The organism is Sphingomonas sp. A2-49 (assembly GCF_025548555.1).
Taxonomy (GTDB): domain Bacteria; phylum Pseudomonadota; class Alphaproteobacteria; order Sphingomonadales; family Sphingomonadaceae; genus Sphingomonas.
The window spans coordinates 23,517-44,399 of sequence record NZ_JAJLPA010000016.1; the positions used below are offsets into that span (position 1 = coordinate 23,517).

At 66.9% G+C, this 20,883-nt stretch carries 31 protein-coding genes and 1 tRNA gene; 27 read left to right on the top strand and 5 right to left on the bottom strand.

The window, feature by feature from the left end; genetic code table 11:
* Positions 1 to 111: 111 nt before the first annotated feature.
* From LPN01_RS12835 to LPN01_RS12850, 4 genes are all read left to right on the top strand, one after another.
* Positions 112 to 561 carry a MarR family winged helix-turn-helix transcriptional regulator gene (locus LPN01_RS12835; protein ID WP_262828817.1) on the top strand — a complete coding sequence of 150 codons (450 nt, stop codon included), beginning with the start codon at positions 112 to 114 and terminating at the stop codon, positions 559 to 561.
* Positions 562 to 627: 66 nt separating this feature from the next.
* Entirely contained in the window at positions 628 to 1,548 is a 921-nt protein-coding gene (locus tag LPN01_RS12840; RefSeq protein WP_262828818.1) for an ROK family protein, read from the top strand.
* 36 nt (positions 1,549 to 1,584) lie between these two features.
* On the top strand, positions 1,585 to 3,498 hold the full coding sequence (locus LPN01_RS12845; RefSeq protein WP_262828819.1) for a putative bifunctional diguanylate cyclase/phosphodiesterase: 1,914 nt from the start codon (positions 1,585 to 1,587) through the stop codon (positions 3,496 to 3,498).
* Positions 3,498 to 4,379, top strand: a complete 882-nt coding sequence (locus LPN01_RS12850) for a sensor histidine kinase (protein ID WP_262828820.1) — start codon at positions 3,498 to 3,500, stop codon at positions 4,377 to 4,379. Before LPN01_RS12845 ends, LPN01_RS12850 begins: the two co-directional genes overlap by 1 nt.
* 13 nt (positions 4,380 to 4,392) lie before the next feature.
* Here the strand turns inward: LPN01_RS12850 and LPN01_RS12855 are convergent, their stop codons facing one another.
* Positions 4,393 to 4,743 carry a DUF3147 family protein gene (locus LPN01_RS12855; protein ID WP_262828821.1) on the bottom strand — a complete coding sequence of 117 codons (351 nt, stop codon included), beginning with the start codon at positions 4,741 to 4,743 and terminating at the stop codon, positions 4,393 to 4,395.
* A 106-nt stretch (positions 4,744 to 4,849) separates the two neighbouring features.
* Here LPN01_RS12855 and LPN01_RS12860 point away from each other — a divergent pair, with 106 nt between their 5' ends.
* On the top strand, positions 4,850 to 5,974 hold the full coding sequence (locus LPN01_RS12860) for a lipase family protein (RefSeq protein ID WP_262828822.1): 1,125 nt from the start codon (positions 4,850 to 4,852) through the stop codon (positions 5,972 to 5,974).
* A 107-nt stretch (positions 5,975 to 6,081) separates the two neighbouring features.
* Here LPN01_RS12860 and nusG read toward each other — a convergent pair whose 3' ends face one another.
* From nusG to LPN01_RS12880, 4 genes are all read right to left on the bottom strand, one after another.
* Positions 6,082 to 6,618 carry a transcription termination/antitermination protein NusG gene (nusG, locus tag LPN01_RS12865; RefSeq protein ID WP_262828823.1) on the bottom strand — a complete coding sequence of 179 codons (537 nt, stop codon included), beginning with the start codon at positions 6,616 to 6,618 and terminating at the stop codon, positions 6,082 to 6,084.
* A gap of 10 nt (positions 6,619 to 6,628) precedes the next feature.
* A complete protein-coding gene (gene secE / locus LPN01_RS12870; RefSeq protein WP_262828824.1) occupies positions 6,629 to 6,826 on the bottom strand; it encodes a preprotein translocase subunit SecE in 198 nt (65 codons plus the stop codon).
* Between the two features lie 205 nt (positions 6,827 to 7,031).
* On the bottom strand, positions 7,032 to 7,175 hold the full coding sequence (locus tag LPN01_RS12875; RefSeq protein WP_262828825.1) for an LPXTG cell wall anchor domain-containing protein: 144 nt from the start codon (positions 7,173 to 7,175) through the stop codon (positions 7,032 to 7,034).
* A 100-nt stretch (positions 7,176 to 7,275) separates the two neighbouring features.
* Positions 7,276 to 7,351: transfer RNA gene (locus LPN01_RS12880), tRNA-Trp, on the bottom strand.
* A 277-nt stretch (positions 7,352 to 7,628) separates the two neighbouring features.
* Here LPN01_RS12880 and rpsL point away from each other — a divergent pair.
* From rpsL to rplR, 22 genes are all read left to right on the top strand, one after another.
* Entirely contained in the window at positions 7,629 to 8,000 is a 372-nt protein-coding gene (gene rpsL, locus LPN01_RS12885; RefSeq protein WP_029936467.1) for a 30S ribosomal protein S12, read from the top strand.
* A 63-nt stretch (positions 8,001 to 8,063) separates the two neighbouring features.
* Entirely contained in the window at positions 8,064 to 8,534 is a 471-nt protein-coding gene (rpsG, locus tag LPN01_RS12890) for a 30S ribosomal protein S7 (protein ID WP_262828826.1), read from the top strand.
* 83 nt (positions 8,535 to 8,617) lie between these two features.
* Positions 8,618 to 10,714 carry an elongation factor G gene (gene fusA, locus LPN01_RS12895; protein ID WP_262828827.1) on the top strand — a complete coding sequence of 699 codons (2,097 nt, stop codon included), beginning with the start codon at positions 8,618 to 8,620 and terminating at the stop codon, positions 10,712 to 10,714.
* A gap of 211 nt (positions 10,715 to 10,925) precedes the next feature.
* Positions 10,926 to 12,119, top strand: a complete 1,194-nt coding sequence (gene tuf / locus LPN01_RS12900) for an elongation factor Tu (protein ID WP_262828828.1) — start codon at positions 10,926 to 10,928, stop codon at positions 12,117 to 12,119.
* Positions 12,120 to 12,369: 250 nt separating this feature from the next.
* Positions 12,370 to 12,678 carry a 30S ribosomal protein S10 gene (rpsJ, locus tag LPN01_RS12905; protein WP_007406109.1) on the top strand — a complete coding sequence of 103 codons (309 nt, stop codon included), beginning with the start codon at positions 12,370 to 12,372 and terminating at the stop codon, positions 12,676 to 12,678.
* Positions 12,679 to 12,962: 284 nt separating this feature from the next.
* Positions 12,963 to 13,712 (top strand): 50S ribosomal protein L3, encoded by a 750-nt coding sequence (gene rplC / locus LPN01_RS12910; protein ID WP_262828829.1) that lies wholly within the window; start codon positions 12,963 to 12,965, stop codon positions 13,710 to 13,712.
* A gap of 2 nt (positions 13,713 to 13,714) precedes the next feature.
* Positions 13,715 to 14,356 carry a 50S ribosomal protein L4 gene (rplD, locus tag LPN01_RS12915; protein ID WP_262828830.1) on the top strand — a complete coding sequence of 214 codons (642 nt, stop codon included), beginning with the start codon at positions 13,715 to 13,717 and terminating at the stop codon, positions 14,354 to 14,356.
* Complete coding sequence (locus tag LPN01_RS12920; RefSeq protein ID WP_262828831.1) at positions 14,356 to 14,667, top strand: 50S ribosomal protein L23; 312 nt, start codon at positions 14,356 to 14,358, stop codon at positions 14,665 to 14,667. Before rplD ends, LPN01_RS12920 begins: the two co-directional genes overlap by 1 nt.
* Before the next feature lie 5 nt (positions 14,668 to 14,672).
* A complete protein-coding gene (gene rplB, locus LPN01_RS12925; RefSeq protein WP_163959482.1) occupies positions 14,673 to 15,512 on the top strand; it encodes a 50S ribosomal protein L2 in 840 nt (279 codons plus the stop codon).
* Positions 15,513 to 15,514: 2 nt separating this feature from the next.
* Positions 15,515 to 15,790: a 30S ribosomal protein S19 gene (gene rpsS / locus LPN01_RS12930; protein ID WP_262828832.1), complete on the top strand. Its 276-nt coding sequence runs from the start codon at positions 15,515 to 15,517 to the stop codon at positions 15,788 to 15,790.
* The gene (gene rplV / locus LPN01_RS12935; RefSeq protein ID WP_254289415.1) at positions 15,790 to 16,167 is read left to right on the top strand and encodes a 50S ribosomal protein L22; all 378 of its coding nucleotides are present in this window, start codon (positions 15,790 to 15,792) and stop codon (positions 16,165 to 16,167) included. Before rpsS ends, rplV begins: the two co-directional genes overlap by 1 nt.
* Complete coding sequence (gene rpsC, locus LPN01_RS12940; protein WP_037534164.1) at positions 16,167 to 16,874, top strand: 30S ribosomal protein S3; 708 nt, start codon at positions 16,167 to 16,169, stop codon at positions 16,872 to 16,874. The genes rplV and rpsC overlap by 1 nt, the downstream gene beginning before the upstream one ends.
* Before the next feature lie 12 nt (positions 16,875 to 16,886).
* Positions 16,887 to 17,321 (top strand): 50S ribosomal protein L16, encoded by a 435-nt coding sequence (gene rplP, locus LPN01_RS12945; protein WP_163959480.1) that lies wholly within the window; start codon positions 16,887 to 16,889, stop codon positions 17,319 to 17,321.
* A 1-nt stretch (position 17,322) separates the two neighbouring features.
* The gene (gene rpmC / locus LPN01_RS12950; RefSeq protein WP_262828833.1) at positions 17,323 to 17,526 is read left to right on the top strand and encodes a 50S ribosomal protein L29; all 204 of its coding nucleotides are present in this window, start codon (positions 17,323 to 17,325) and stop codon (positions 17,524 to 17,526) included.
* A gap of 10 nt (positions 17,527 to 17,536) precedes the next feature.
* Positions 17,537 to 17,809, top strand: coding sequence for a 30S ribosomal protein S17 (gene rpsQ / locus LPN01_RS12955; protein WP_230629380.1), 273 nt, complete (start codon positions 17,537 to 17,539; stop codon positions 17,807 to 17,809).
* Between the two features lie 165 nt (positions 17,810 to 17,974).
* Positions 17,975 to 18,343 (top strand): 50S ribosomal protein L14, encoded by a 369-nt coding sequence (rplN, locus tag LPN01_RS12960; protein ID WP_017979484.1) that lies wholly within the window; start codon positions 17,975 to 17,977, stop codon positions 18,341 to 18,343.
* The gene (gene rplX / locus LPN01_RS12965; RefSeq protein ID WP_262828834.1) at positions 18,343 to 18,660 is read left to right on the top strand and encodes a 50S ribosomal protein L24; all 318 of its coding nucleotides are present in this window, start codon (positions 18,343 to 18,345) and stop codon (positions 18,658 to 18,660) included. Before rplN ends, rplX begins: the two co-directional genes overlap by 1 nt.
* Positions 18,653 to 19,240 carry a 50S ribosomal protein L5 gene (gene rplE / locus LPN01_RS12970; RefSeq protein ID WP_262828835.1) on the top strand — a complete coding sequence of 196 codons (588 nt, stop codon included), beginning with the start codon at positions 18,653 to 18,655 and terminating at the stop codon, positions 19,238 to 19,240. Before rplX ends, rplE begins: the two co-directional genes overlap by 8 nt.
* A gap of 41 nt (positions 19,241 to 19,281) precedes the next feature.
* Positions 19,282 to 19,587 (top strand): 30S ribosomal protein S14, encoded by a 306-nt coding sequence (gene rpsN / locus LPN01_RS12975; protein ID WP_262828836.1) that lies wholly within the window; start codon positions 19,282 to 19,284, stop codon positions 19,585 to 19,587.
* 9 nt (positions 19,588 to 19,596) lie between these two features.
* Positions 19,597 to 19,992: a 30S ribosomal protein S8 gene (gene rpsH / locus LPN01_RS12980; protein WP_163959475.1), complete on the top strand. Its 396-nt coding sequence runs from the start codon at positions 19,597 to 19,599 to the stop codon at positions 19,990 to 19,992.
* Positions 19,992 to 20,525, top strand: coding sequence for a 50S ribosomal protein L6 (rplF, locus tag LPN01_RS12985; RefSeq protein ID WP_262828837.1), 534 nt, complete (start codon positions 19,992 to 19,994; stop codon positions 20,523 to 20,525). The genes rpsH and rplF overlap by 1 nt, the downstream gene beginning before the upstream one ends.
* Positions 20,525 to 20,881 carry a 50S ribosomal protein L18 gene (rplR, locus tag LPN01_RS12990; protein WP_262828838.1) on the top strand — a complete coding sequence of 119 codons (357 nt, stop codon included), beginning with the start codon at positions 20,525 to 20,527 and terminating at the stop codon, positions 20,879 to 20,881. Before rplF ends, rplR begins: the two co-directional genes overlap by 1 nt.
* The last annotated feature ends 2 nt before the right edge of the window (positions 20,882 to 20,883 follow it).

Sequence of the window (20,883 nt, forward strand, 5' to 3'; positions counted from 1 at the left end):
GGCTGATTGCTTATCGCGATAAGCAAATAGGAAGCGCGCTTGGTGCTGTCCACGATTATTTTGCGTGATAATCGTTTTCCTGATAATCATTGCGGCCCCAAGGAGGATGCGATGGCCGACCCCCTGCCGCTCGACGACCAATTGTGCTTTTCGCTCTATGCCGCGTCGATCGCGATCAATCGTGCGTACAAGCCCGCACTGGACCGGCTCGGCATCACCTATCCCCAGTTCCTGGTCCTGCAGGCGATCCACGAGGCGGGCGAGGAGGGGCGGTCGATCGGCGGCCTTGCCGACCGGCTGGCGCTCGAACCGAGCACGATCACGCCGCTCGCCAAGCGACTGGAGGCTGCGGGGCTGGTGACGCGCACGCGCCATCCCGAGGACGAGCGGCAGGTGCGCGTGCGGCTGACCGACGTCGGCCGGACCCGCTGGGCGGAAACCGGCTGCCTCGCCCCGATCCTGATGCGCCGCAGCGGCATGACGCGCGACCGGATCGCAGCGCTGAACGCGGAGGTCGGCGCGCTGCGTCGCGCGCTCGCATCGGCGGCCGCCGCCGCGTGACGCGCGGGGCGTGAGCCCGCTACCCTAGCCGCCGGTTCTGGTCTAACCCCGGCGGCGAAGGAGAACATGATCGTGGCGAGCGTCCCCCCTCTGGTAGCCGGCATCGAACTGGGCGGCACCAAGATCGTCTGCCTGCTCGCCCGCGGGCCGGATGCGATCGAGGATCGGGTACAGCTGCCGACGACGCGGCCGGACGAGGCGCTGGCGGGGATCGAGCGGGTGCTCGACGGCTGGGGTGGGTTCGACGCGCTCGGCATCGCGAGCTTCGGGCCGATCTCGATCGACCGCGCATCCGCCGATTACGGCCACATCACCTCCACCCCCAAGCCGCATTGGGCGGGGACCGACGTCGCCGGGCGGCTCGCGCGCCGGTACGACGTGCCGACCGGTTTCCACACCGACGTGGTCGGCGCGGCGCTGGCCGAGGCGCGCTGGGGGGCGGCACGGGGCCTGCGCGACATCGCCTATGCGACGGTCGGGACCGGCATCGGCGTCGGCCTGATCGCGGGCGGCAAGCCCGTCGACGGCCTGACCCACAGCGAGTTCGGTCACATCCGCCCCGACCGGCTGCCGCACGACGACTGGATGGGCATCTGCCCCTTCCACGGCGGATGCCTGGAGGGGCTCGCCGCAGGGCCCGCGATCGGCGCGCGCGCCGGGCGGAAGGGTGAGGAGATCGCCGCGGACGATCCGGTGTGGGAGCCGGTCGCGCATGTGCTGGGCCAGTTGTGCCACACGCTGGTGCTGACCGGCGTGCCGCGGCGGATCGTCATGGGCGGCGGCGTCATGGTCGGCAACGACCACCTGTTCCCCCGCGTCCGCGCGGCGATGGTGAAGAGCCTGGCGGGCTATATCGCGCTGCCCGAAATCGCCGAGCCCGGCTTCGTCGTCGCCCCCGCGCTCGGCGGCAACGCCGGCCCGCTCGGCGCGATCGTCCTGGGCGCGCAGGCGCTCGCGGATCACCGGAATTCGTTTACAACCTGTTAACCACGTTCGGATACCGCCTCGTCAATCATTCGAGGGATGTTCGTACCGATGATCGCCAGCGTACCCAAGCGCCTCCTGATCGTCGACGACGAACCGGCGATGCACGACAGCTACGTGCGCAGCTTCGCCGTCCGGCGCGGTGCGGACGGCGAGGCGCTCGACGCGATGGCGGCCGAGCTGTTCGGTGCGCCCGCCCTCGATGCCGCGGACGAGCCGGACGCATTCGCGCTGACGCATTGTCACCAGGGGACCGATGCCGTCGCCGCGGTCGCCGCCGCGCGCGCCGCCGGCACCCCCTTCGCCGCCGCGTTCATCGACATCCGCATGCCGCCGGGCATCGACGGGCGCGAGACGGCGCGGCGGATCCGCGCGGTCGATCCCGAGATCAACCTGTGCATCGTCACCGGCTTTTCGGATTTCGCGCCGATCGAGATCAGCCGCGCCGCCGGCCCCACGGACAAGATCTTCTACACCGCCAAGCCGTTCGAGGTGGCCGAGATCGTCCAGACCGCGACCGCGCTCGCGCACCGGTGGCAGGTCGACCGCGAGCAGGCCGCCGCGCGCGCGCAGCTGGCGGCGCAGGTCGCGCAGCTCGAGGTGCAGGGCGCGGAGCTTGCCGCGAACGAAAGCCGCGCGCTGCACATGGCGACGCACGATTCGCTCACCGACGCGCCGAACCGGCTCGCCTTCCAGCGCGCGCTCGCCGAACGCGCGCGGCGACCGGGGCTGTTCGCCACCGCGATGCTCGATCTCGACCGGTTCAAGCTCGTCAACGATACGCTCGGCCATCTCGCGGGCGATGCGCTGATCCGCGACGTCTACGCCATTCTGCACGCGCAGGCGCCCGAGGGCGCGGTGGTCGCGCGGCTCGGCGGTGACGAATTCGGCGTCCTGTTCGATTGCGCGGGCGAGGATGCCGCGGTGATGGCCTGCGACCGCATCGTCGCCGCCTGCGCCGGTACGCATCAGCTGTTCGGCAATTCGGTGCAGAGCGGCGCATCGGCGGGGCTGGTCGTCGTCGAGGGCGCGGCGGTGTGCGATCCCGTCGATGCGCTGCGCCGCGCCGACCTCGCGCTCAACGACGCCAAGCGCGCCGGCCGCGGCGTCACCCGCCTGTTCGACGAGACGATGGACGAAGGCATCCGTTTTCGCCGCCGCATCGAACAGGGGCTGGCGCAGGCGATCGCGCGCGGCGAACTCAGCCTCGTCTACCAGCCCATCGTCAGCCGCGGCGACCTGGAGGTGGTGGGGTTCGAGGCGCTGGTGCGCTGGCATACCGAGGATTATGGTGCGCTCAGTCCGGCGACGTTCATCCCGATCGCCGAGGAATCGAACGTCATCCACGACGTCGGGGACTGGGTCCTCGCCGAGGCGCTCGCGGCGGTCGGGCGATTCCCGGGCCAGTATGTCTCGGTCAATTTCTCGCCGCGCCAGTTCCGCCGGCACAATTTCGTCGGCCACCTCATGGAAAGCGTCGAGCGCGCCGGCGTCCTGCCCGGCCGCGTGCAGATCGAGATCACCGAAACCGCGATCTTCGACGACGCCGAACGCGCCGCCGAGACGCTGTACCGGCTGCGCCAGATGGGCTTCCGCATCGCGCTCGACGATTTCGGCACCGGCTATTCCTCGCTCTACAACATCCGCAAGTTCGCGCTCGACAGCCTGAAGATCGACCGCAGCTTCATCGACGGCATGGGGCGCGAGCGGGAAAGCGCGGCGATCGTCCATTCGATCATCCACCTCGGCCGGGCGCTGGGGCTGGAGGTGATCGCCGAGGGCGTCGAAACCGAGGCGCAGGTGCAGGCGCTGCGGCTGGCGGGTGCCAGCCATCTGCAGGGATTCTTCTTCTCGCGTCCGGTCGAGCCGCATCTCGCCTTCGAGCTGGCGGACCAGCGTTTCTTCGGCCGCGACCCCGCGCAGGAGCGGCCCTCGACCGGAACGCGCGGCTGATGCGCGCGCCGCTCGGCCGCAGCCTCGACGCGATGCTGGCGCAGCTCAGGACGTTGCGCGAACGGGTCGAGGTGCAGGGCTTCGCGCTGGGCCGCAGCGACAGCGCGGTCGCGGTGATGCACAATGTCCGCAACGCGCTCAATCCGATCAGCACGATCCTGAGCCGGGGGATCGCCCAGCCGCCGCCGGTCGACCGTGCCACCGTCGCGCGTGCGCTGGACGAGCTCGCGCGCGACGATCTGTCCCCCGATCGTCGGGCGAAGCTCTCCGCCTTCGCCGCCGCGGCCTTCGCCGCCGAGGCCGCGGATCGCGAGACGATGCGCGACGAACTCAGGGTCGGGCGCGAGGCGATGGCGCACGTGCTGGAGATCATCGGCGAGCAACAGCGCTATGCGCACGAGCGCCCCCGCCTCGACCCGTGCGACGTCAGCGCGATCCTCGCCGGCAACGCCGCCATCGCACGCTATGCGGACGGCGCGTCGATCGCGTTCGGCTTTCCGGCGGAGGCGCCCCTGGTGCTGGCGAACCGCGTCATCCTCAGCCAAGTGATCGGCAACCTGCTCGGCAATGCGGCGGAGGCGATCGTCGCTTCGGGCCGTGACGGCGGCTCGATCGGCGTGACGATCGACGCCGCTGGCGATGTCGTTCGCGTCCGGATCCGCGACGACGGCGAGGGCTTCGACCCGGCGGCCGGCGCGACGATGTTCCAGCGCGGCTTCTCGACCCGCGGCCACAAGTCGGGGGGGCTCGGCCTGCACTGGTGTGCGAATGCCATGACCGCGATGGACGGCAGCCTGCGGCTGGAGAGCGAGGGCAGGGGGCGGGGCGCCGTGGCGATCCTGACGCTCCGTCCCGCTGTGCCGGTGGCGCTGGCCGCCTGACGGCGCGCCGGCGCTATAGCTGGAGGCCGAAGCGCGGCGCGATCCACGTCATGGCGGCGTAGAGCGCGATGGTGAGGGCGCAGCCCGCGACCAGCGCCGCCCAGAATCCGACGCCGTGGCGCAGCAGCGCCGGGATCAGCAGGAACATCGGCAGCGACGGCAGCACGTACCAGAAGGTCGCCCCGGCATGCGCGGCCATCGTTTCGGGATCGGGCTTGTCGCTCCACAGCCAGATCATGCCCAGCACCGACACCAGCGGCAGCGACGCGACCAGCGCGCCGAAGCCGGGATAGCGCCGCGCGAGCGTCGAGGCGACGGCGATCAGCGCGCCGGAGATCAATGCCTTGGCGGTGAGGTAGAGCATGGGCTCCTGTAGCCCGCGGCGGCGGCGGCATGAAGCGGATCGTTCGACAAACGCCGATCCCCGGCATAGCCTCTCCATCGCGGCATCCGCCGCCTGGGGAGGGCGTATGCGGCCATCTATAGCCTCTATCGCGATCTGTGCGACCGTGTGTCCGGGGGCGGCGGGCGCACAACGCGCCGGGCAGCTGATCGCCGCGGAGCCGGTGCGCACCGCGCCCGCCGGCATGCAGGCTTGGACGATCGTCTATTGGACCACCGACGGCCGTGGTCGGCCGGCGCGGGTGACGGGGATGGTCGTCGCGCCGCAGGGGGCCACGCCCCGGGTTCCGCGCGACGTGCTGGCATGGACGCACGGCACGTCGGGCGTCGCCACCCAATGCGCGCCGTCGCTGGCGCCCGGCTTCTGGACGCATTCGCCCGGCCTCGACGGCGTGCGCGAGGGCTATGTCGTGGTCGCGCCCGACTATCCCGGACTGGGCAGCGCGGGCGTGCATCCGTATCTGGTCGGGCAGGATACCGGCCGTTCCGTGCTCGACGCGGTGCGTGCGGCGCGATCGATCCCCGCGGCCGCGGCGGGCCGGCGATTTGCGGTGTGGGGCGAATCGCAGGGTGGCCACGCCGCGCTGTGGACCGGCCAGATCGCGCGAGCCTATGCGCCGGAACTCCAGCTGGTGGGCGTGGCTGCGGCGGCGCCGACGACCGATCTCGTCGCCAACGTCCGGCAGGTACCCGACCGCACGGTCGGGGCGCTGATGACGGCGTTCATCGGCTACAGCTGGGCCGCGCATTACGGCGCGCCGCTGGCGACGCTGGGCGGTCCGCAGACACGGGCGATCATGACGCGGCTGGCGAAGAACAATTGCATCAAGCTGGACGCCAGGCCGAAGCTGATGACGATGCTCGGGGTCGCGACGGTGCAGGCGCGGCTGAAGGACCGGGATCTCGGCACGATCCAGCCATGGGCGCGGCTGGCGCGGCTCAACAGCCCGACGACGACGCCGTTCGGCGTGCCGATGTTGATCGCGCAGAATCCGAAGGACGATCTGGTCGCGCCTGCGGTGACGCGCGCCTATGCGCAGGCGCTGTGCCGCGGGGGCGCCCGGCTGCGCTACCTGACGATCGGCGGGTCGGGGCATGCGACCAGCGCGCGGGATTCGGCGGCCGCGACGCTGCGCTGGATCGGCGACCGCTTCGCCGGCCGGCCGGCACCGAGCGACTGCGGCCGGATCTGACCAGCCGGCGCAGCGGTCGCGCCGCCGCAATGGAAAAGGCCGGGGCGTCGCCACCCCGGCCTCGCGATCCGCGTGTCACCGGCCGTCCGGACGGGCCGGCGATCGCATTACTTGCTGCGTTCGACCTGTTCGAAGTCGAGTTCGACCGGGGTGGCGCGACCGAAGATCGACACCGACACCTTGACCTTGGACTTGTCGAAATCGAGTTCCTCGACGATGCCGTTGAAGCTCGCGAACGGGCCTTCCAGCACCTTGACCGCGTCGCCGATCTCGTAGTCGACCTTGACCTTGGTCTTGGGGGCCGCCGCCGCCTCTTCCTTGCTGTTGAGCATGCGCGCGGCCTCGGCCTCGCTGATCGCCTGCGGCTTGCCCATGCTCCCCAGGAAGCCGGTGACCTTGGGCGTATTCTTGACGAGGTGATAGACGTCGTCGTTCATGTTGAGCTTGGCGAGGACGTAGCCCGGCATGAACTTGCGCTCGACCGCGATCTTCTTGCCGCGGCGTGCCTCGGTGATCGTCTCGGTCGGAACCTCGATCTGCTCGACCAGCTGTTCCAGCCCGAGCCGTGTCGCCTCGGACATGATCGCGTCGCGGACCTTGCCCTCGAAGCCCGAATAGGCGTGAATGATGTACCAGCGCGCCATTGGAAAACCCTTACTTCGCGAGCTTGAGCAGCGCCTGGACGACCGCGTTGAAGAACGTGTCGACGCCCAGGAAGAACAGCGCGAGGACGGTCGTCATGATGACCACCATGACGCCCGTCATGATCGTTTCGCGCCGGGTCGGCCAGACGACCTTCTTGGTCTCGGCCTGCACCTGACGGATGAATTCGATGGGGGTCGTTTTCGCCACTGTTTTTTCTCAGAACCCGCTGGAATCACGAAATCCGATTCAGCGGGGCATGAAGGCTCCGCCGCTTTCCCTGATGTGGGAAACCGGCGAAAGGCCCGTCCTCGCTGTCGGATGGCCCGCGCAGATAGCCCGGCGGGCCGGCGAGCGCAAGTCTGGTGGCGACGGCGCGCGTCCCGCCGCGGCGGCCGCGCGCATGCGGCGGGGATCAGTGCCCGTAGCGTTTGATGCCGCGGCGGCGCAGCTTTTCGCGTTTTCGCCGGCGCAGGTAGAGCACCAGCGCGGGCACGCCCACCAATATCAAAACGCCGATGATGGCTAACACGATGGTGTGTCGGGTCGTCTCGTCCATCCCCACGCCTATAGCACCGATATCGCGTTCGTCACGTCGCGTCGTGCCGGAAAGGCCTCGGCCGGTCGAATCGGGCCGGACCCGCAAGCGGCGGGGAGACTGGCAGGAGTGCACGGACTCGAACCGTGGGCCCTCGGTTTTGGAGACCGATGCTCTACCAACTGAGCTACACTCCTGCAGCGCCGCGCCCTCTAGCGCCGTCGGCCGGAAAGGGCAAGCCGGCGCGTGGCCGTACGATCCCCGCCATCGGCGCGGAGCGGCGATTGACCGATCGCGCGACTCCACGTATAGGCCCGCCCCGTTCGCCGGAGCCATCCGGTGGGCAAGCTTGAACATTGCTGGATGCAAAATTGTCGGGGCCGGGGTGGCGCATGCGCTGCCCACGTCCCTTTTTGTATTCCGAAGTGCTGTGATGGCTCCAGCAAAGTAACCCATTTACGAGGTGAAGGCTTCATGCCGACGATCAACCAGCTGGTCCGCAAGGGCCGCGAACCGCAGAAGGCCAAGTCCAAGGTCCCTGCGATGGAGCAGAACCCGCAGAAGCGCGGCGTCTGCACCCGCGTCTACACGACGACCCCGAAGAAGCCGAACTCGGCGCTGCGCAAGGTGGCCAAGGTCCGCCTGACCAACCAGCGCGAAGTCATCAGCTATATTCCGGGCGAAGGCCACAACCTTCAGGAGCACTCGGTGGTCCTGATCCGCGGCGGCCGCGTGCGCGATCTTCCCGGCGTCCGCTACCACGTCCTGCGCGGCGTGCTCGATACGCAGGGCGTCAAGGATCGTCGCCAGTCCCGCTCCAAGTACGGCGCCAAGCGTCCGAAGTAAGCCGGTCGGCCCTGCCGCCGTGCGGGGCTCGCCCACCAGGCTGAAGTTAGAAAGGTTTTTGAAATGGCACGTCGTCGTCGTCCCGAAAAGCGGGTCATCCTGCCTGATCCCAAGTTCGGGGATGAGGTCCTCTCGAAGTTCATGAATTCGGTCATGCTCGACGGCAAGAAGTCCGTCGCCGAACTGATCGTCTACGGTGCGCTGGAAACCGTCGAGACCCGCGCCAAGCGCGAGCCGATCGGCGTGTTCCACGACGCGCTGAACAACATCAAGCCCGGCATCGAGGTGCGTTCGCGCCGCGTCGGCGGTGCGACCTACCAGGTTCCTGTCGAGGTGCGTCCCGAGCGTGCCCAGGCACTGGCGATCCGCTGGCTCATCACGGCCGCCCGCGCGCGCAGCGAGAACACCATGGCCGCCCGCCTGTCGGGCGAGCTGATGGACGCGGCGAACAATCGCGGCAACGCGGTCAAGAAGCGCGAAGACACGCATCGCATGGCCGAAGCCAACCGCGCCTTCAGCCACTATCGCTGGTAAGGCTTGGAAGCCTCGACCTTCTAACCTATATCGTGGGGAGCCGGCGGAAGCTGCGCTCCCCACATCGCTAAGGAAACACGATCATGGCCCGCAGCCATCCGCTCGATCGCTATCGCAACATCGGCATCATGGCGCACATCGACGCCGGCAAGACGACCACGACCGAGCGCATCCTCTATTACACCGGCAAGTCCTACAAGATCGGCGAAGTGCATGAAGGCACCGCGACGATGGACTGGATGGAGCAGGAGCAGGAGCGCGGGATCACGATCACGTCCGCCGCGACGACCTGTTTCTGGTCGGCCGAGGAGGGCAAGGGCCCCGAGCACCGCATCAACATCATCGACACGCCCGGCCACGTCGACTTCACGATCGAGGTCGAGCGGTCGCTGCGCGTGCTCGACGGCGCGGTCGCCTGCTTCGACGGCGTCGCGGGCGTCGAGCCGCAGTCGGAAACGGTGTGGCGTCAGGCCGACAAGTACGGCGTGCCGCGCATGTGCTTCGTCAACAAGCTCGACCGCACTGGCGCCGACTTCTACTTCTGCGTCGATTCGATCATCGAGCGCCTCGGCGCGCGTCCGGCGGTCCTGTACCTGCCGATCGGCATCGAGGGCGGCTTCAAGGGCCTCGTCGACCTGGTCAACAACCGCGCGATCATCTGGCTCGAGGAGTCGCTGGGCGCGAAGTTCGAATATCAGGACATCCCGGCCGACATGGCCGAGAAGGCCGCGAAGTATCGCAGCGAGCTGATCGAGATGGCGGTCGAGCAGGACGATGCGCTGATGGAAGCGTATCTCGAGGGCAACGAGCCGTCGGTCGCCGACCTCAAGAAGCTGATCCGCAAGGGCACGCTCGAAATGGCGTTCGTGCCGATCGTCTGCGGTTCGGCGTTCAAGAACAAGGGCGTGCAGCCGCTGCTCGACGCCGTCGTCGACTATCTGCCGAGCCCGCTCGACGTTCCTGCGATCAAGGGCGTGAAGCTCGACGGCGAGACGCCGGACGAGCGTCCGTCGTCGGACGAGGCGCCGTTCTCGGCGCTGGCGTTCAAGATCATGAACGATCCGTTCGTCGGCACGCTGACCTTCGCGCGCATCTATTCGGGCAAGCTGGAGACCGCGTCGCAGGTCACCAACTCGGTCAAGGACAAGAAGGAAAAGGTCGGTCGCATGCTGCTGATGCATGCGAACAGCCGCGAGGACATCCAGGAAGCGTTCGCGGGCGACATCGTCGCGCTCGCGGGCCTCAAGGATACCACGACCGGTGACACGCTCTGCGCGCAGAACGCCCCGATCATCCTCGAGCGGATGGAATTCCCCGAGCCCGTGATCGAGCTGTCGGTGGAGCCGAAGACCAAGGCCGACCAGGAGAAGATGGGCGTCGCGCTCAATCGTCTCGCGCGCGAGGACCCCTCGTTCCGCGTGTCGTCGGACGCCGAATCCGGCCAGACCATCATCAAGGGGATGGGCGAGCTCCACCTCGAGATCCTGGTCGACCGCATGAAGCGCGAGTTCAAGGTCGAGGCCAACGTCGGCGCGCCGCAGGTGGCGTATCGCGAGTACCTCAAGAAGCCCGTCGACATCGACTACACCCACAAGAAGCAGTCGGGCGGCACCGGCCAGTTCGGCCGCGTCAAGGTGAAGCTGACGCCGGGCGAGCGCGGTTCGGGGATCATCTTCAAGGACGAGATCAAGGGCGGCAATATTCCCAAGGAATATATCCCCGCGATCGAGAAGGGCTTCCGCGAAACCGCGGCGACCGGTTCGCTGGTCGGCTTCCCGATCATCGACTTCGAGGTGCTGGTCTATGACGGCGCGTACCACGACGTCGACTCGTCGGCGCTGGCGTTCGAAATCTGCGCGCGCGGCGCGATGCGCGAAGCGGCGCAGAAGTCGGGCATCACGCTGCTCGAGCCGGTCATGAAGGTCGAGGTCGTCACCCCGGAGGATTATCTGGGCGACGTCATCGGCGACATGAACAGCCGTCGCGGCCAGATCCAGGGTACCGACAGCCGCGGCAACGCGCAGACGGTCGAGGCGATGGTCCCGCTGGCGAACATGTTCGGCTACGTGAACCAGCTGCGCTCGTTCACGCAGGGCCGCGCGCAGTACAGCATGCAGTTCTCGCACTATGACGAAGTGCCGCAGAACGTCGCCGACGAGGTGAAGGCCAAGATGGCCTAAGCCGCGCGGGGCCGGGGCAACCTGGCCCCGAGACGGCGACAGGCCGGCCCTCGGGTCGGCCCGAGCCGAGCCCGTCCGACGACACCGGATCCACGCCGGTGTCGGCCTCTCCGGCAAAACGGGGAAGGGCTGGCGTTACCCATCATCACCCGCTACACGGCCGCGTTCGCGTGGCCCCGGCGGCACCGAATTCGAATCAGAAGGTAGGAACATGGCTAAGGCAAAATTCGAGCGGAACAAGCCGCACCTCAACATCGGCACCATCGGCCACGTCGATCACGGCAAGACGTCGCTGACCGCCGCGATCACCAAGGTGCTGGCAGAGACGACCGGCGGTACCGCCGTCGACTTCGCGAACATCGACAAGGCTCCCGAGGAGCGCGAGCGCGGCATCACCATCTCGACGGCGCACGTCGAGTATGAGACGACGAACCGCCACTATGCGCACGTCGATTGCCCGGGCCACGCCGACTATGTGAAGAACATGATCACCGGCGCGGCGCAGATGGACGGCGCGATCCTGGTCGTGTCGGCCACCGACGGCCCGATGCCGCAGACCCGCGAGCACATCCTGCTCGCGCGCCAGGTCGGCGTGCCGGCGATGGTCGTGTTCATGAACAAGGTCGATCTGGTCGACGACGAGGAAATCCTCGAGCTGGTCGAGCTGGAAATCCGCGAACTGCTCAGCTCGTACGAGTTCCCGGGCGACGACATCCCCATCATCAAGGGTTCGGCGACCTGCGCGCTGTCGGGTTCGAACGACACGTTCGGCAAGGACGCCGTGCTCGAGCTGATGAAGCAGGTCGACGAGTACATCCCGCAGCCGGAGCGTCCGCTCGACAAGCCGTTCATGATGCCGATCGAGGACGTGTTCTCGATCTCGGGTCGCGGCACGGTGGTCACGGGCCGCGTCGAGACGGGCATCGTCAAGGTCGGTGAGGAAGTCGAGATCGTCGGCATCCACCCGACCGTCCGCAAGACCACGGTCACGGGCGTCGAGATGTTCCGCAAGCTGCTCGACCAGGGCCAGGCCGGCGACAACGTCGGCGCGCTGATCCGCGGCGTCGCCCGCGACGAGGTCGAGCGTGGCCAGGTGCTCTGCAAGCCGGGCTCGATCAAGCCGCACACCGACTTCCAGTCGGAAGTGTACGTGCTGTCGAAGGAAGAGGGTGGCCGTCACACGCCGTTCTTCGCCAACTATCGCCCGCAGTTCTACTTCCGCACCACGGACGTGACCGGCACCGTCGAGCTGCCCGAGGGCACCGAGATGGTCATGCCCGGCGATAACATCTCGCTCGGCATCAAGCTCATCGCGCCGATCGCGATGGACGTCGGCCAGCGCTTCACCATCCGTGAGGGCGGTCGTACCGTCGGCGCGGGCGTGGTCAGCGAAATCGCCAAGTAATCGGTCCGGCGCCCCGGCGCCGGCCTGACAGACAGCGGCCCGGCTCTCCCCAAAAAAGGAGAGTCGGGCCGTTGCTATTTTATGAGGGCTCCGTTAGGGCGCGCCTTCCAAGTTTTACTGAGTTACGGCTCTTTCTCGTCGTCCCGGCCTGGCCGGGATCTCATCCCGCCGGTCCAGCACCAGCGGCACGAGTCCTCCGCCACGGCGGGGGAGACGGCCGGGGTCGTGCTCCATCGCATCGGTAGGGATCATGGACAGCAATATCCGCATTCGCCTCAAGGCGTTCGATCATCGCGTGCTCGACCAGGCGACCGGCGACATCGCCGACACCGCGCGTCGTACCGGCGCGCTCATCCGCGGCCCGATTCCGCTGCCCACGCGCATCGAGAAGTTCACCGTCAACCGCGGCCCGCACATCGACAAGAAGTCGCGCGAGCAGTTCGAGGTGCGCACCTACAAGCGCATGCTCGACATCGTGCAGCCGACCCCGCAGACGGTCGACGCGCTGATGAAGCTCGACCTGGCCGCGGGCGTTGACGTCGAGATCAAGCTGGCGTAATGGCGCGCATCCCGCGGTCGACGTCGAGTCCCGCGGGTTTGCCGTTTCCACCCCGGTGGAACGGCCGGTTTGGGAACTCCGCGCAGCGGGGCACCTGACAGACACGAGATACCGCCGGCCCTTCGGGGTCGGGCCAGCGTCTCCCGTCATGTCCCCGGCAACGGGGGCGACCAGCCCGGGACGGGGCGACGTAACGACAATCGGGCCGGATGGCGTGTCCTTGGACATGCCGCACGCACGTTCGGGAATGGTCCCGGCGTGCCTCTGTAATGGAGTGATGGATCATGCGTACTGGCGTGATCGCGAAGAAAATGGGTATGACCCGCCTGTTCCAGGATGATGGCCGCCACGTGCCGGTCACCGTCCTGCAGCTCGAAGGCCTCCAGGTCATTGCCCGTCGCGAACAAGATCGTGATGGCTACACCGCCGTCCAGCTCGGTGCTGGCGTCGCCAAGGCCAAGAATGTCGCCAAGCCGCAGCGCGGCCACTTCGGCAAGGCCGAGGTCGAGCCCAAGGCGGTCGTCGCCGAATTCCGCGTGACCGAGGACAACCTCCTCGACGTCGGCGCAGAGATTTCGGCAGAGCATTTCGTCGCGGGCCAGCTCGTCGATATCCAGGGTCGTACCCAGGGTAAGGGCTTCGCCGGCGGCATGAAGCGCTGGAACTTCGGCGGTCTGCGCGCGACGCACGGCGTCTCGGTCTCGCACCGTTCGCTCGGTTCGACCGGCCAGCGCCAGGATCCGGGTCGCGTCTTCAAGAACAAGAAGATGGCCGGCCACATGGGCGACAAGTACCGCACGCAGCAGAACCTCGAGGTCGTCGGCACCGACGCCGAGCGCGGTCTGATCTTCGTCAAGGGCTCGGTCCCGGGATCGAAGGGCGGCTGGCTGTTCGTCAAGGACGCGGTCAAGGTCAAGGCGCATGCCGAGGCTCCCTATCCCGCCAGCCTGAAGCAGGCTGCCAACAGCAACACCGCAGCCGACACGCCCGTTGAGACGAGCGCGCCGGAAGCTACCGACGGCCAGGAGGGCTGAACGTGAAGGTCAAGGTTCAATCCTTCGCCGGCACCGCCGCGGCGGACGTCGAGCTCAACGACGAGGTCTTCGGCCTCGATCCGCGCGCCGACATCCTGCACCGCGTGGTCACCTGGCAGCTCGAGAAGCGTCGCGAGACGGCGCGCGGCACGCGCGAGCGCGCCGACGTCGCCCGCACCGGCAAGAAGTTCGGTCGCCAGAAGGGCGGCGGTACCGCACGTCACGGCGATCGCCGCGCGCCGGTCTTCATCGGTGGCGGTAAGGCGCACGGCGCCCGCGTCCGCGACTTCAACCCGGGCCTCAACAAGAAGGTCCGCGCGCTGGGGCTGAAGATGGCGCTGTCGAGCCACGCCAAGGCCGGCTCGCTGTTCGTCATGGACAGCCTGGCGGTCGAGGGCAACAAGACCAAGACGCTGGTCGGCGATCTCGCCAAGCTCGGCTTCGGAAAGTCGGCGCTGGTCATCGACGGCGACGCCGTCGAGACGAGCTTCGCGCTCGCCGCGGGCAACCTGCACCACGTCAACGTGATGCCGGCCGCCGGCGCCAACGTCTATGACATCCTGAAGGCTGACACGCTGGTCCTGACCCGCGCGGCGGTCGAGAAGCTGGAGGCGCGCTTCGCCCTCCCGGGAGGGGCCAACTAATGGCTAAGCAGCAGAAGGCCGTCGACAACCGTCACTATGACGTGATCGTCGCGCCGCACATCACCGAAAAGGCGACCTTGCTCTCCGAGCATAACGCCGTCGTGTTCAAGGTCGCCAACGACGCGACCAAGCCGCAGATCAAGGCTGCCGTCGAGGCTCTCTTCGACGTCACCGTGACCGGCGTGAACACGATCGTCCAGAAGGGCAAGACCAAGAAGTGGAAGGGCGCTCCCTACCAGCGCTCCGACATGAAGAAGGCCATTGTCACCCTGAAGGACGGCCAGTCCATCGACGTGACGACGGGGATCTGAGGATCATGGCACTCAAGCATTATAATCCGACGACGCCGGCACAGCGCGGCCTCGTCCTCGTCGACAAGTCGTCGCTCTGGAAGGGCAAGCCGGTCAAGGCGCTCACCGAGGGCAAGCGCAAGTCGGGCGGCCGCAACAACAAGGGCCATGTGACCAGCCGCGGCATCGCCGGCGGTCACAAGCAGAAGTACCGCTACGTCGACTTCAAGCGTCGCAAGTGGGACGTCGAGGGCACCGTCGAGCGGCTGGAATACGATCCCAACCGCACCGCGTTCATCGCGCTGGTGAAGTATGCCGACGAGGAGCTGGCCTACATCATCGCGCCGCAGCGTCTGGCGCCGGGCGACAAGGTCCTTGCGGCCAAGAAGACCGACACCAAGCCGGGCAACGCGATGGAGATCGGCCAGGTCCCCGTCGGCACCATCGTCCACAACGTGGAGATGAAGCCGGGCAAGGGCGGCCAGATCGCGCGTTCGGCCGGCACCTATGTGCAGGTCGTCGGTCGCGATCGCGGCATGGTCATCGTCCGCCTCAACTCGGGCGAGCAGCGCTACATCCGTGGCGAGTGCATGGCGACGGTCGGTGCGGTGTCGAACCCGGACAACCAGAACCAGAACCTCGGCAAGGCCGGGCGTTCGCGCTGGATGGGCAAGCGTCCGCTGACCCGCGGCGTCGCCAAGAACCCGGTCGACCATCCGCACGGCGGTGGTGAAGGCCGGACCTCGGGCGGCCGTCATCCGGTCACCCCGTGGGGCAAGCCGACGAAGGGTGCGCGCACCCGTCACAATAAGTCGACCGACAAGATGATTATCCGGTCGCGTCATTCGACTAAGAGGAAGGGCTAACCATGGCTCGTTCAGTCTGGAAGGGCCCGTTCGTTGAACTGAGCCTTCTGAAGAAGGCGGAAACCGCGCAGGACAGCGGTGGCCGCTCGCCGATCAAGACCTGGTCGCGTCGTTCCACCATCCTGCCGTCGTTCGTCGGCCTCACGTTCAACGTCTACAACGGCCGCAAGTTCGTGCCGGTGTCGGTCAACGAAGACATGGTCGGCATGAAGCTGGGCGAGTTCGCGCCGACGCGCTACTTCCCGGGTCACGCCGCCGACAAGAAGGGCAAGCGCTGATGAGCAAGCCAGTCTCCCCCCGCAAGGTCGGTGATAAGGAAGCGCTGTCGGTCGGCACGCAGATCCGCGGTTCGGCGCAGAAGCTGAACCTGGTCGCCGCGCTGATCCGCAACAAGCCGGTCGGCGATGCGATGAACATCCTCGCCTTCTCGACGAAGGCGATGGCGGTCGACGCGCGCAAGGTGCTGGCCTCGGCCATCGCCAATGCCGAGAACAACCACAACCTCGACGTCGACGCGCTCGTCGTCGCCGAGGCGTCGGTCGGCAAGTCGATCACCATGAAGCGCTTCGCGACCCGCGGCCGTGGCAAGTCCACCCGCATCCTGAAGCCGTTCAGCCGTCTGCGCATCGTCGTGCGCGAGCAGGAAGAAGCATAATGGGTCACAAGAGCAACCCCATCGGCATGCGGCTCCAGATCAACCGGACCTGGGACAGCCGCTGGTTCGCCGAGGGCCATGATTATGGCCAGCTGCTGCTGGAGGATCTGAAGATCCGCGCCTTCATCATGAAGACGCTGCCGCAGGCCGCCATTTCCAAGGTCGTCATCGAGCGTCCGGCCAAGCTGTGCCGCATCTCGATCTTCGCCGCCCGCCCCGGTGTCATCATCGGCAAGAAGGGCTCGGACATCGAGAAGCTGCGCAAGACGATCGGCGCGATGACCAAGTCCGACGTGTCGCTGAACATCGTCGAGATCCGCAAGCCGGAGATCGACGCGAAGCTCGTCGCACAGGGTATCGCCGACCAGCTCGAGCGTCGTATCGCCTTCCGCCGCGCCATGAAGCGTGCGGTGCAGTCGGCGATGCGCCTGGGTGCCGATGGCATCCGCGTCGCCTGCGGCGGCCGCCTCGGCGGTGCCGAGATCGCACGTTCGGAAAGCTATCGCGAAGGTCGGGTTCCGCTGCACACGCTGCGCGCGAACATCGATTACGCCGAGGCCCAGGCCCACACGTCCTACGGCGTGTGCGGCGTGAAGGTCTGGGTCTTCAAGGGCGAGATCCTCGGCCATGATCCGATGGCGCAGGACCGGTTGATGATGGAAGCGCAGACTTCCGGCGTCCGTCCGGCCCGCGACGACCGTCGCTAAGGGGCAACAGACATGCTGCAACCGAAAAAGACAAAGTTCCGCAAGGCCTTCAAGGGCCGCATCCATGGCGACGCCAAGGGTGGCACCAGCCTCAACTTCGGGTCGTACGGCCTGAAGGCGATGGAGCCGGAGCGGATCACCGCCCGCCAGATCGAGGCGGCCCGCCGCGCGATCACGCGTCACATCAAGCGCCAGGGGCGCTTGTGGATCCGCATCTTCCCGGACGTCCCCGTCTCGTCGAAGCCGGCCGAAGTCCGCATGGGCTCGGGCAAGGGTTCGCCCGAATTCTGGGCCGCCCGCGTCAAGCCGGGCCGGATCCTGTTCGAGCTCGACGGCGTCGAGGGCAAGATCGCCGCGGAGGCGTTCGAGCGCGCCGCGATGAAGCTGCCGATCAAGGTCAAGGTCGTTGCCCGCCTTGGCGACACCAGCCACCTCGGAGGCGAGTAAGATGGCCAAGAGTGATTTCGTGAGCCAGAGCGACGATCAGCTGTCCGAGAACCTCGGCCAGCTGAAGCGCGAGCAGTTCAACCTCCGCTTCCAGGCGGCGACGAACCAGCTCGAAAAGCCGAGCCGCGTCAAGGAAGTCCGTCGCGACATCGCGCGGATCAAGACCCTCCAGGCGCAGCGCACCAGCGCCGCGGCTGCCAAGTAAGGAACATCAGATGCCGAAGCGCGTGCTGACCGGACTGATCGTGTCCGACAAGGGCGAGAAGACGGTGGTCGTGAACGTGGAGCGCAAGGTCAAGCACCCGCTCTACGGCAAGATCATCCGCCGCTCGAAGAAGTACCACGCCCATGACGAGGCGAACGAGTACAAGCAGGGCGAGACCGTGCGCATCGAAGAGACCGCGCCGATCTCCAAGCTGAAGACCTGGAAGGTCGTCGATCGGGTCAACACCCACGCGACGCCCGAGCGGGTCGACGTCGACGCATGATCCCGCCGCCGGCTGGCGCCGGCGGATGGGGTGAGGGCAGGGGTTGCACCCTGCCAGCGGAGTGGTTACAGGGCCGCTCCCCCGGTGCAGTCCGCTGCGCCGGGGTCATTATTTTAGGCGGGGTTGGGTCGGTATCCACCCCATAGACGAGAAGGACACGGATCCATGATCCAGATGCAATCCAATCTCGACGTCGCTGACAACAGCGGCGCGAAGCGGGTGCAGTGCATCAAGGTGCTGGGCGGCTCGAAGCGTCGCACGGCATCGGTCGGCGACATCATCGTCGTCAGCATCAAGGAAGCGCAGCCCCGCGGCAAGGTGAAGAAGGGTGACGTGCATCGCGCGGTCATCGTCCGCACCGCCAAGGACATCCATCGTGCCGATGGCTCGACCATCCGCTTCGACGGCAACGCCGCCGTCCTGGTCAACAAGAACGAGGAGCCGATCGGCACCCGTATCTTCGGCCCGGTCGTGCGCGAGCTGCGCGGCAAGAAGCACATGAAGATCATCAGCCTTGCGCCGGAGGTGCTGTAATGGCCGCCGCGAAGATCAAGAAGGGTGACCGCGTCGTCGTCCTGTCCGGCAAGGACAAGGGCAAGACCGGCACAGTGACGCTGGCCATGCCAAAGGACGGCAAGGTCGTCGTCGAGGGCGTCAACATCGCCACCCGCCACAAGAAGCCGACCCAGGCGAACCCGCAGGGCGGTCTCGAGAAGACCGAGGCGCCGATGCACATCTCGAAGGTCGCGCACGTGACCGCCGACGGCAAGCCGACGCGCGTCCGTTTCGAGACGCAGGACGGCAAGAAGGTCCGCGTGGCGGTCAAGACCGGAGACAAGATCGATGGCTGATGCAGTCTACAAGCCCCGCATGAAGGGCATCTACGAAGAGACGATCGTCAAGGCGATGGTCGAGAAGTTCGGCTACAAGAACGTCAACGAGATCCCGCGCATCGACAAGATCGTCCTGAACATGGGCGTCGGCGAGGCGACGCAGGACAAGAAGCGTGTCGACCAGGCCGCGTCCGAGATGGAGCTGATCGCCGGTCAGAAGCCGGTCATCACCAAGGCGAAGAAGTCGATCGCGCAGTTCAAGCTGCGCGAGGGCATGCCGATCGGCGTGAAGGTCACCCTTCGCCGCGAGCGCATGTACGAGTTCCTCGATCGCTTCATCACGATCGCGCTGCCGCGCGTCCGCGATTTCCGTGGGCTGAACCCGAAGAGCTTCGATGGTCGCGGCAATTATGCCTGCGGCATCAAGGAGCAGATCGTGTTCCCGGAGATCAACTATGACCGCATCGACAAGGTGCGCGGCATGGACGTGATCGTCACCACCACGGCGAAGACCGACGACGAGGCGCGCGAGCTGCTCCGCCTGTTCGGTTTCCCGTTCCCTCAGCCCGAGGCTGAGCAGCAGAAGCAGGCCGCGTGAGCGGTCTGCCCGTCCTGAAGTAAGGAAGAGAGCTTAAGTCCATGGCGAAACTGAGTTCGATCAACAAGAATGAGCGTCGCAAGAAGCTCGTGAAGCAATATGCGCCCAAGCTGGCGAAGCTGAAGGCGATGGCCAACGACCAGAGCCTCGACGAGAGCGAGCGTCTGATCGCGCGCCTCAAGATGGCGGAACTGCCGCGCAACGGCAATCCGACCCGTATCCGCAACCGTTGCGAGATCACCGGTCGTCCGCGTGCGTATTATCGCAAGTTCCGTCTCGCTCGCGTGATGCTGCGTGATCTGGCCAACAAGGGCATGATCCCCGGCCTCACAAAGTCGAGCTGGTAAGGATTTATCATGGCATTGACCGACCCCCTGGGTGATTTGCTCACCCGCATCCGCAACGGCCAGCGTGCGAAGAAGGACTCCGTCCTGTCGCCGTCGTCGAAGCTGCGCATCCGCGTCCTCGACGTGCTCCAGCGCGAAGGCTACATCCGTGGCTACAGCGACGAGCAGATGGGCCCGGCCGCCGGCGTCCGCATCGAGCTGAAGTATTTCGAGGGCCAGCCCGCGATCAAGCACGTCGCGCGCGTCTCGAAGCCCGGCCGCCGCGTCTATTCCGGTTCGCAGGAGCTGCCGCGCGTCCGCAACGGCCTCGGCATCACCATCGTCTCGACGCCCCGTGGCGTTCTGTCCGACGCGGAAGCGCGCGAGCAGAACGTCGGTGGCGAAGTCCTTGCGGAGGTCTTCTGATGAGCCGCATCGGTAAGAAGCCGGTTCCCGTACCGGCCGGCGTGACGCCGTCGATCGACAAGGGCATCATCAGCGTGAAGGGTCCCAAGGGCACCCTCACGATGCCGATGCGCGACGAGATCAGCTACACGATCGAGGACGGCGGCATTTCGGTGCAGCCGGCCAACGACACCAAGCGCGCCCGTGCCTTCTGGGGCATGCAGCGCACGATGGTGCAGAACCTGGTGACCGGCGTGACCGACGGCTTCACCAAGAAGCTGCTCATCACCGGCGTCGGCTATCGTGCCGCGGCGCAGGGTCGCAACCTCAAGCTGCAGCTCGGCTACAGCCATGACGTCAACATCGACGTGCCGGATGGCATCGAGGTGAAGACGCCTGACGCGACCACGGTCGAGATCAGCGGCTCCGACAAGCAGAAGGTCGGCCAGCTGGCCGCCGAAATCCGTCAGTGGCGCAAGCCCGAGCCGTACAAGGGCAAGGGCATCAAGTACGACGGCGAGTTCATCTTCCGCAAGGAAGGGAAGAAGAAGTAATGACCAAGGGTCTCTCTCTTTTCGCGAAGCGCCGCCGGCGCAATCGTACTGCGCTGAAGGCACGCTCGGGCACGCGCCCGCGGCTGTCGATCCATCGCTCGGGCAAGCACATGTACGCCCAGGTGATCGACGACGTCGCCGGCAAGACCGTCGCATCGGCCTCCACCCTCGAGAAGGACGTGCGCGACACGTCGGGCGCCAACATCGCGGCGGCTGCCGCGGTCGGCACCCGCGTCGCGGAAGCGGCCAAGGCGGCGGGCGTGACGCAGGTCGTGTTCGATCGCGGCGGCTTCGTGTTCCACGGCCGTGTCAAGGCGCTGGCGGAAGCCGCGCGCGAAGCCGGATTGGAGTTTTAAAG

What these genes read in the sequence shown, in the direction of transcription:
- LPN01_RS12835 (WP_262828817.1), top strand. Translation starts at nt 112, where the DNA reads ATGGCCGACCCCCTGCCGCTCGACGACCAATTGTGCTTTTCGCTCTAT.
- LPN01_RS12840 (WP_262828818.1), top strand. Translation starts at nt 628, where the DNA reads ATGATCGTGGCGAGCGTCCCCCCTCTGGTAGCCGGCATCGAACTGGGC.
- LPN01_RS12845 (WP_262828819.1), top strand. Translation starts at nt 1,585, where the DNA reads ATGTTCGTACCGATGATCGCCAGCGTACCCAAGCGCCTCCTGATCGTC.
- LPN01_RS12850 (WP_262828820.1), top strand. Translation starts at nt 3,498, where the DNA reads ATGCGCGCGCCGCTCGGCCGCAGCCTCGACGCGATGCTGGCGCAGCTC.
- LPN01_RS12855 (WP_262828821.1), bottom strand. Translation starts at nt 4,743, where the DNA reads ATGCTCTACCTCACCGCCAAGGCATTGATCTCCGGCGCGCTGATCGCC.
- LPN01_RS12860 (WP_262828822.1), top strand. Translation starts at nt 4,850, where the DNA reads ATGCGGCCATCTATAGCCTCTATCGCGATCTGTGCGACCGTGTGTCCG.
- nusG (WP_262828823.1), bottom strand. Translation starts at nt 6,618, where the DNA reads ATGGCGCGCTGGTACATCATTCACGCCTATTCGGGCTTCGAGGGCAAG.
- LPN01_RS12875 (WP_262828825.1), bottom strand. Translation starts at nt 7,175, where the DNA reads ATGGACGAGACGACCCGACACACCATCGTGTTAGCCATCATCGGCGTT.
- rpsL (WP_029936467.1), top strand. Translation starts at nt 7,629, where the DNA reads ATGCCGACGATCAACCAGCTGGTCCGCAAGGGCCGCGAACCGCAGAAG.
- rpsG (WP_262828826.1), top strand. Translation starts at nt 8,064, where the DNA reads ATGGCACGTCGTCGTCGTCCCGAAAAGCGGGTCATCCTGCCTGATCCC.
- fusA (WP_262828827.1), top strand. Translation starts at nt 8,618, where the DNA reads ATGGCCCGCAGCCATCCGCTCGATCGCTATCGCAACATCGGCATCATG.
- tuf (WP_262828828.1), top strand. Translation starts at nt 10,926, where the DNA reads ATGGCTAAGGCAAAATTCGAGCGGAACAAGCCGCACCTCAACATCGGC.
- rpsJ (WP_007406109.1), top strand. Translation starts at nt 12,370, where the DNA reads ATGGACAGCAATATCCGCATTCGCCTCAAGGCGTTCGATCATCGCGTG.
- rplC (WP_262828829.1), top strand. Translation starts at nt 12,963, where the DNA reads ATGCGTACTGGCGTGATCGCGAAGAAAATGGGTATGACCCGCCTGTTC.
- LPN01_RS12920 (WP_262828831.1), top strand. Translation starts at nt 14,356, where the DNA reads ATGGCTAAGCAGCAGAAGGCCGTCGACAACCGTCACTATGACGTGATC.
- rplB (WP_163959482.1), top strand. Translation starts at nt 14,673, where the DNA reads ATGGCACTCAAGCATTATAATCCGACGACGCCGGCACAGCGCGGCCTC.
- rpsS (WP_262828832.1), top strand. Translation starts at nt 15,515, where the DNA reads ATGGCTCGTTCAGTCTGGAAGGGCCCGTTCGTTGAACTGAGCCTTCTG.
- rplV (WP_254289415.1), top strand. Translation starts at nt 15,790, where the DNA reads ATGAGCAAGCCAGTCTCCCCCCGCAAGGTCGGTGATAAGGAAGCGCTG.
- rpsC (WP_037534164.1), top strand. Translation starts at nt 16,167, where the DNA reads ATGGGTCACAAGAGCAACCCCATCGGCATGCGGCTCCAGATCAACCGG.
- rplP (WP_163959480.1), top strand. Translation starts at nt 16,887, where the DNA reads ATGCTGCAACCGAAAAAGACAAAGTTCCGCAAGGCCTTCAAGGGCCGC.
- rpmC (WP_262828833.1), top strand. Translation starts at nt 17,323, where the DNA reads ATGGCCAAGAGTGATTTCGTGAGCCAGAGCGACGATCAGCTGTCCGAG.
- rpsQ (WP_230629380.1), top strand. Translation starts at nt 17,537, where the DNA reads ATGCCGAAGCGCGTGCTGACCGGACTGATCGTGTCCGACAAGGGCGAG.
- rplN (WP_017979484.1), top strand. Translation starts at nt 17,975, where the DNA reads ATGATCCAGATGCAATCCAATCTCGACGTCGCTGACAACAGCGGCGCG.
- rplX (WP_262828834.1), top strand. Translation starts at nt 18,343, where the DNA reads ATGGCCGCCGCGAAGATCAAGAAGGGTGACCGCGTCGTCGTCCTGTCC.
- rplE (WP_262828835.1), top strand. Translation starts at nt 18,653, where the DNA reads ATGGCTGATGCAGTCTACAAGCCCCGCATGAAGGGCATCTACGAAGAG.
- rpsN (WP_262828836.1), top strand. Translation starts at nt 19,282, where the DNA reads ATGGCGAAACTGAGTTCGATCAACAAGAATGAGCGTCGCAAGAAGCTC.
- rpsH (WP_163959475.1), top strand. Translation starts at nt 19,597, where the DNA reads ATGGCATTGACCGACCCCCTGGGTGATTTGCTCACCCGCATCCGCAAC.
- rplF (WP_262828837.1), top strand. Translation starts at nt 19,992, where the DNA reads ATGAGCCGCATCGGTAAGAAGCCGGTTCCCGTACCGGCCGGCGTGACG.
- rplR (WP_262828838.1), top strand. Translation starts at nt 20,525, where the DNA reads ATGACCAAGGGTCTCTCTCTTTTCGCGAAGCGCCGCCGGCGCAATCGT.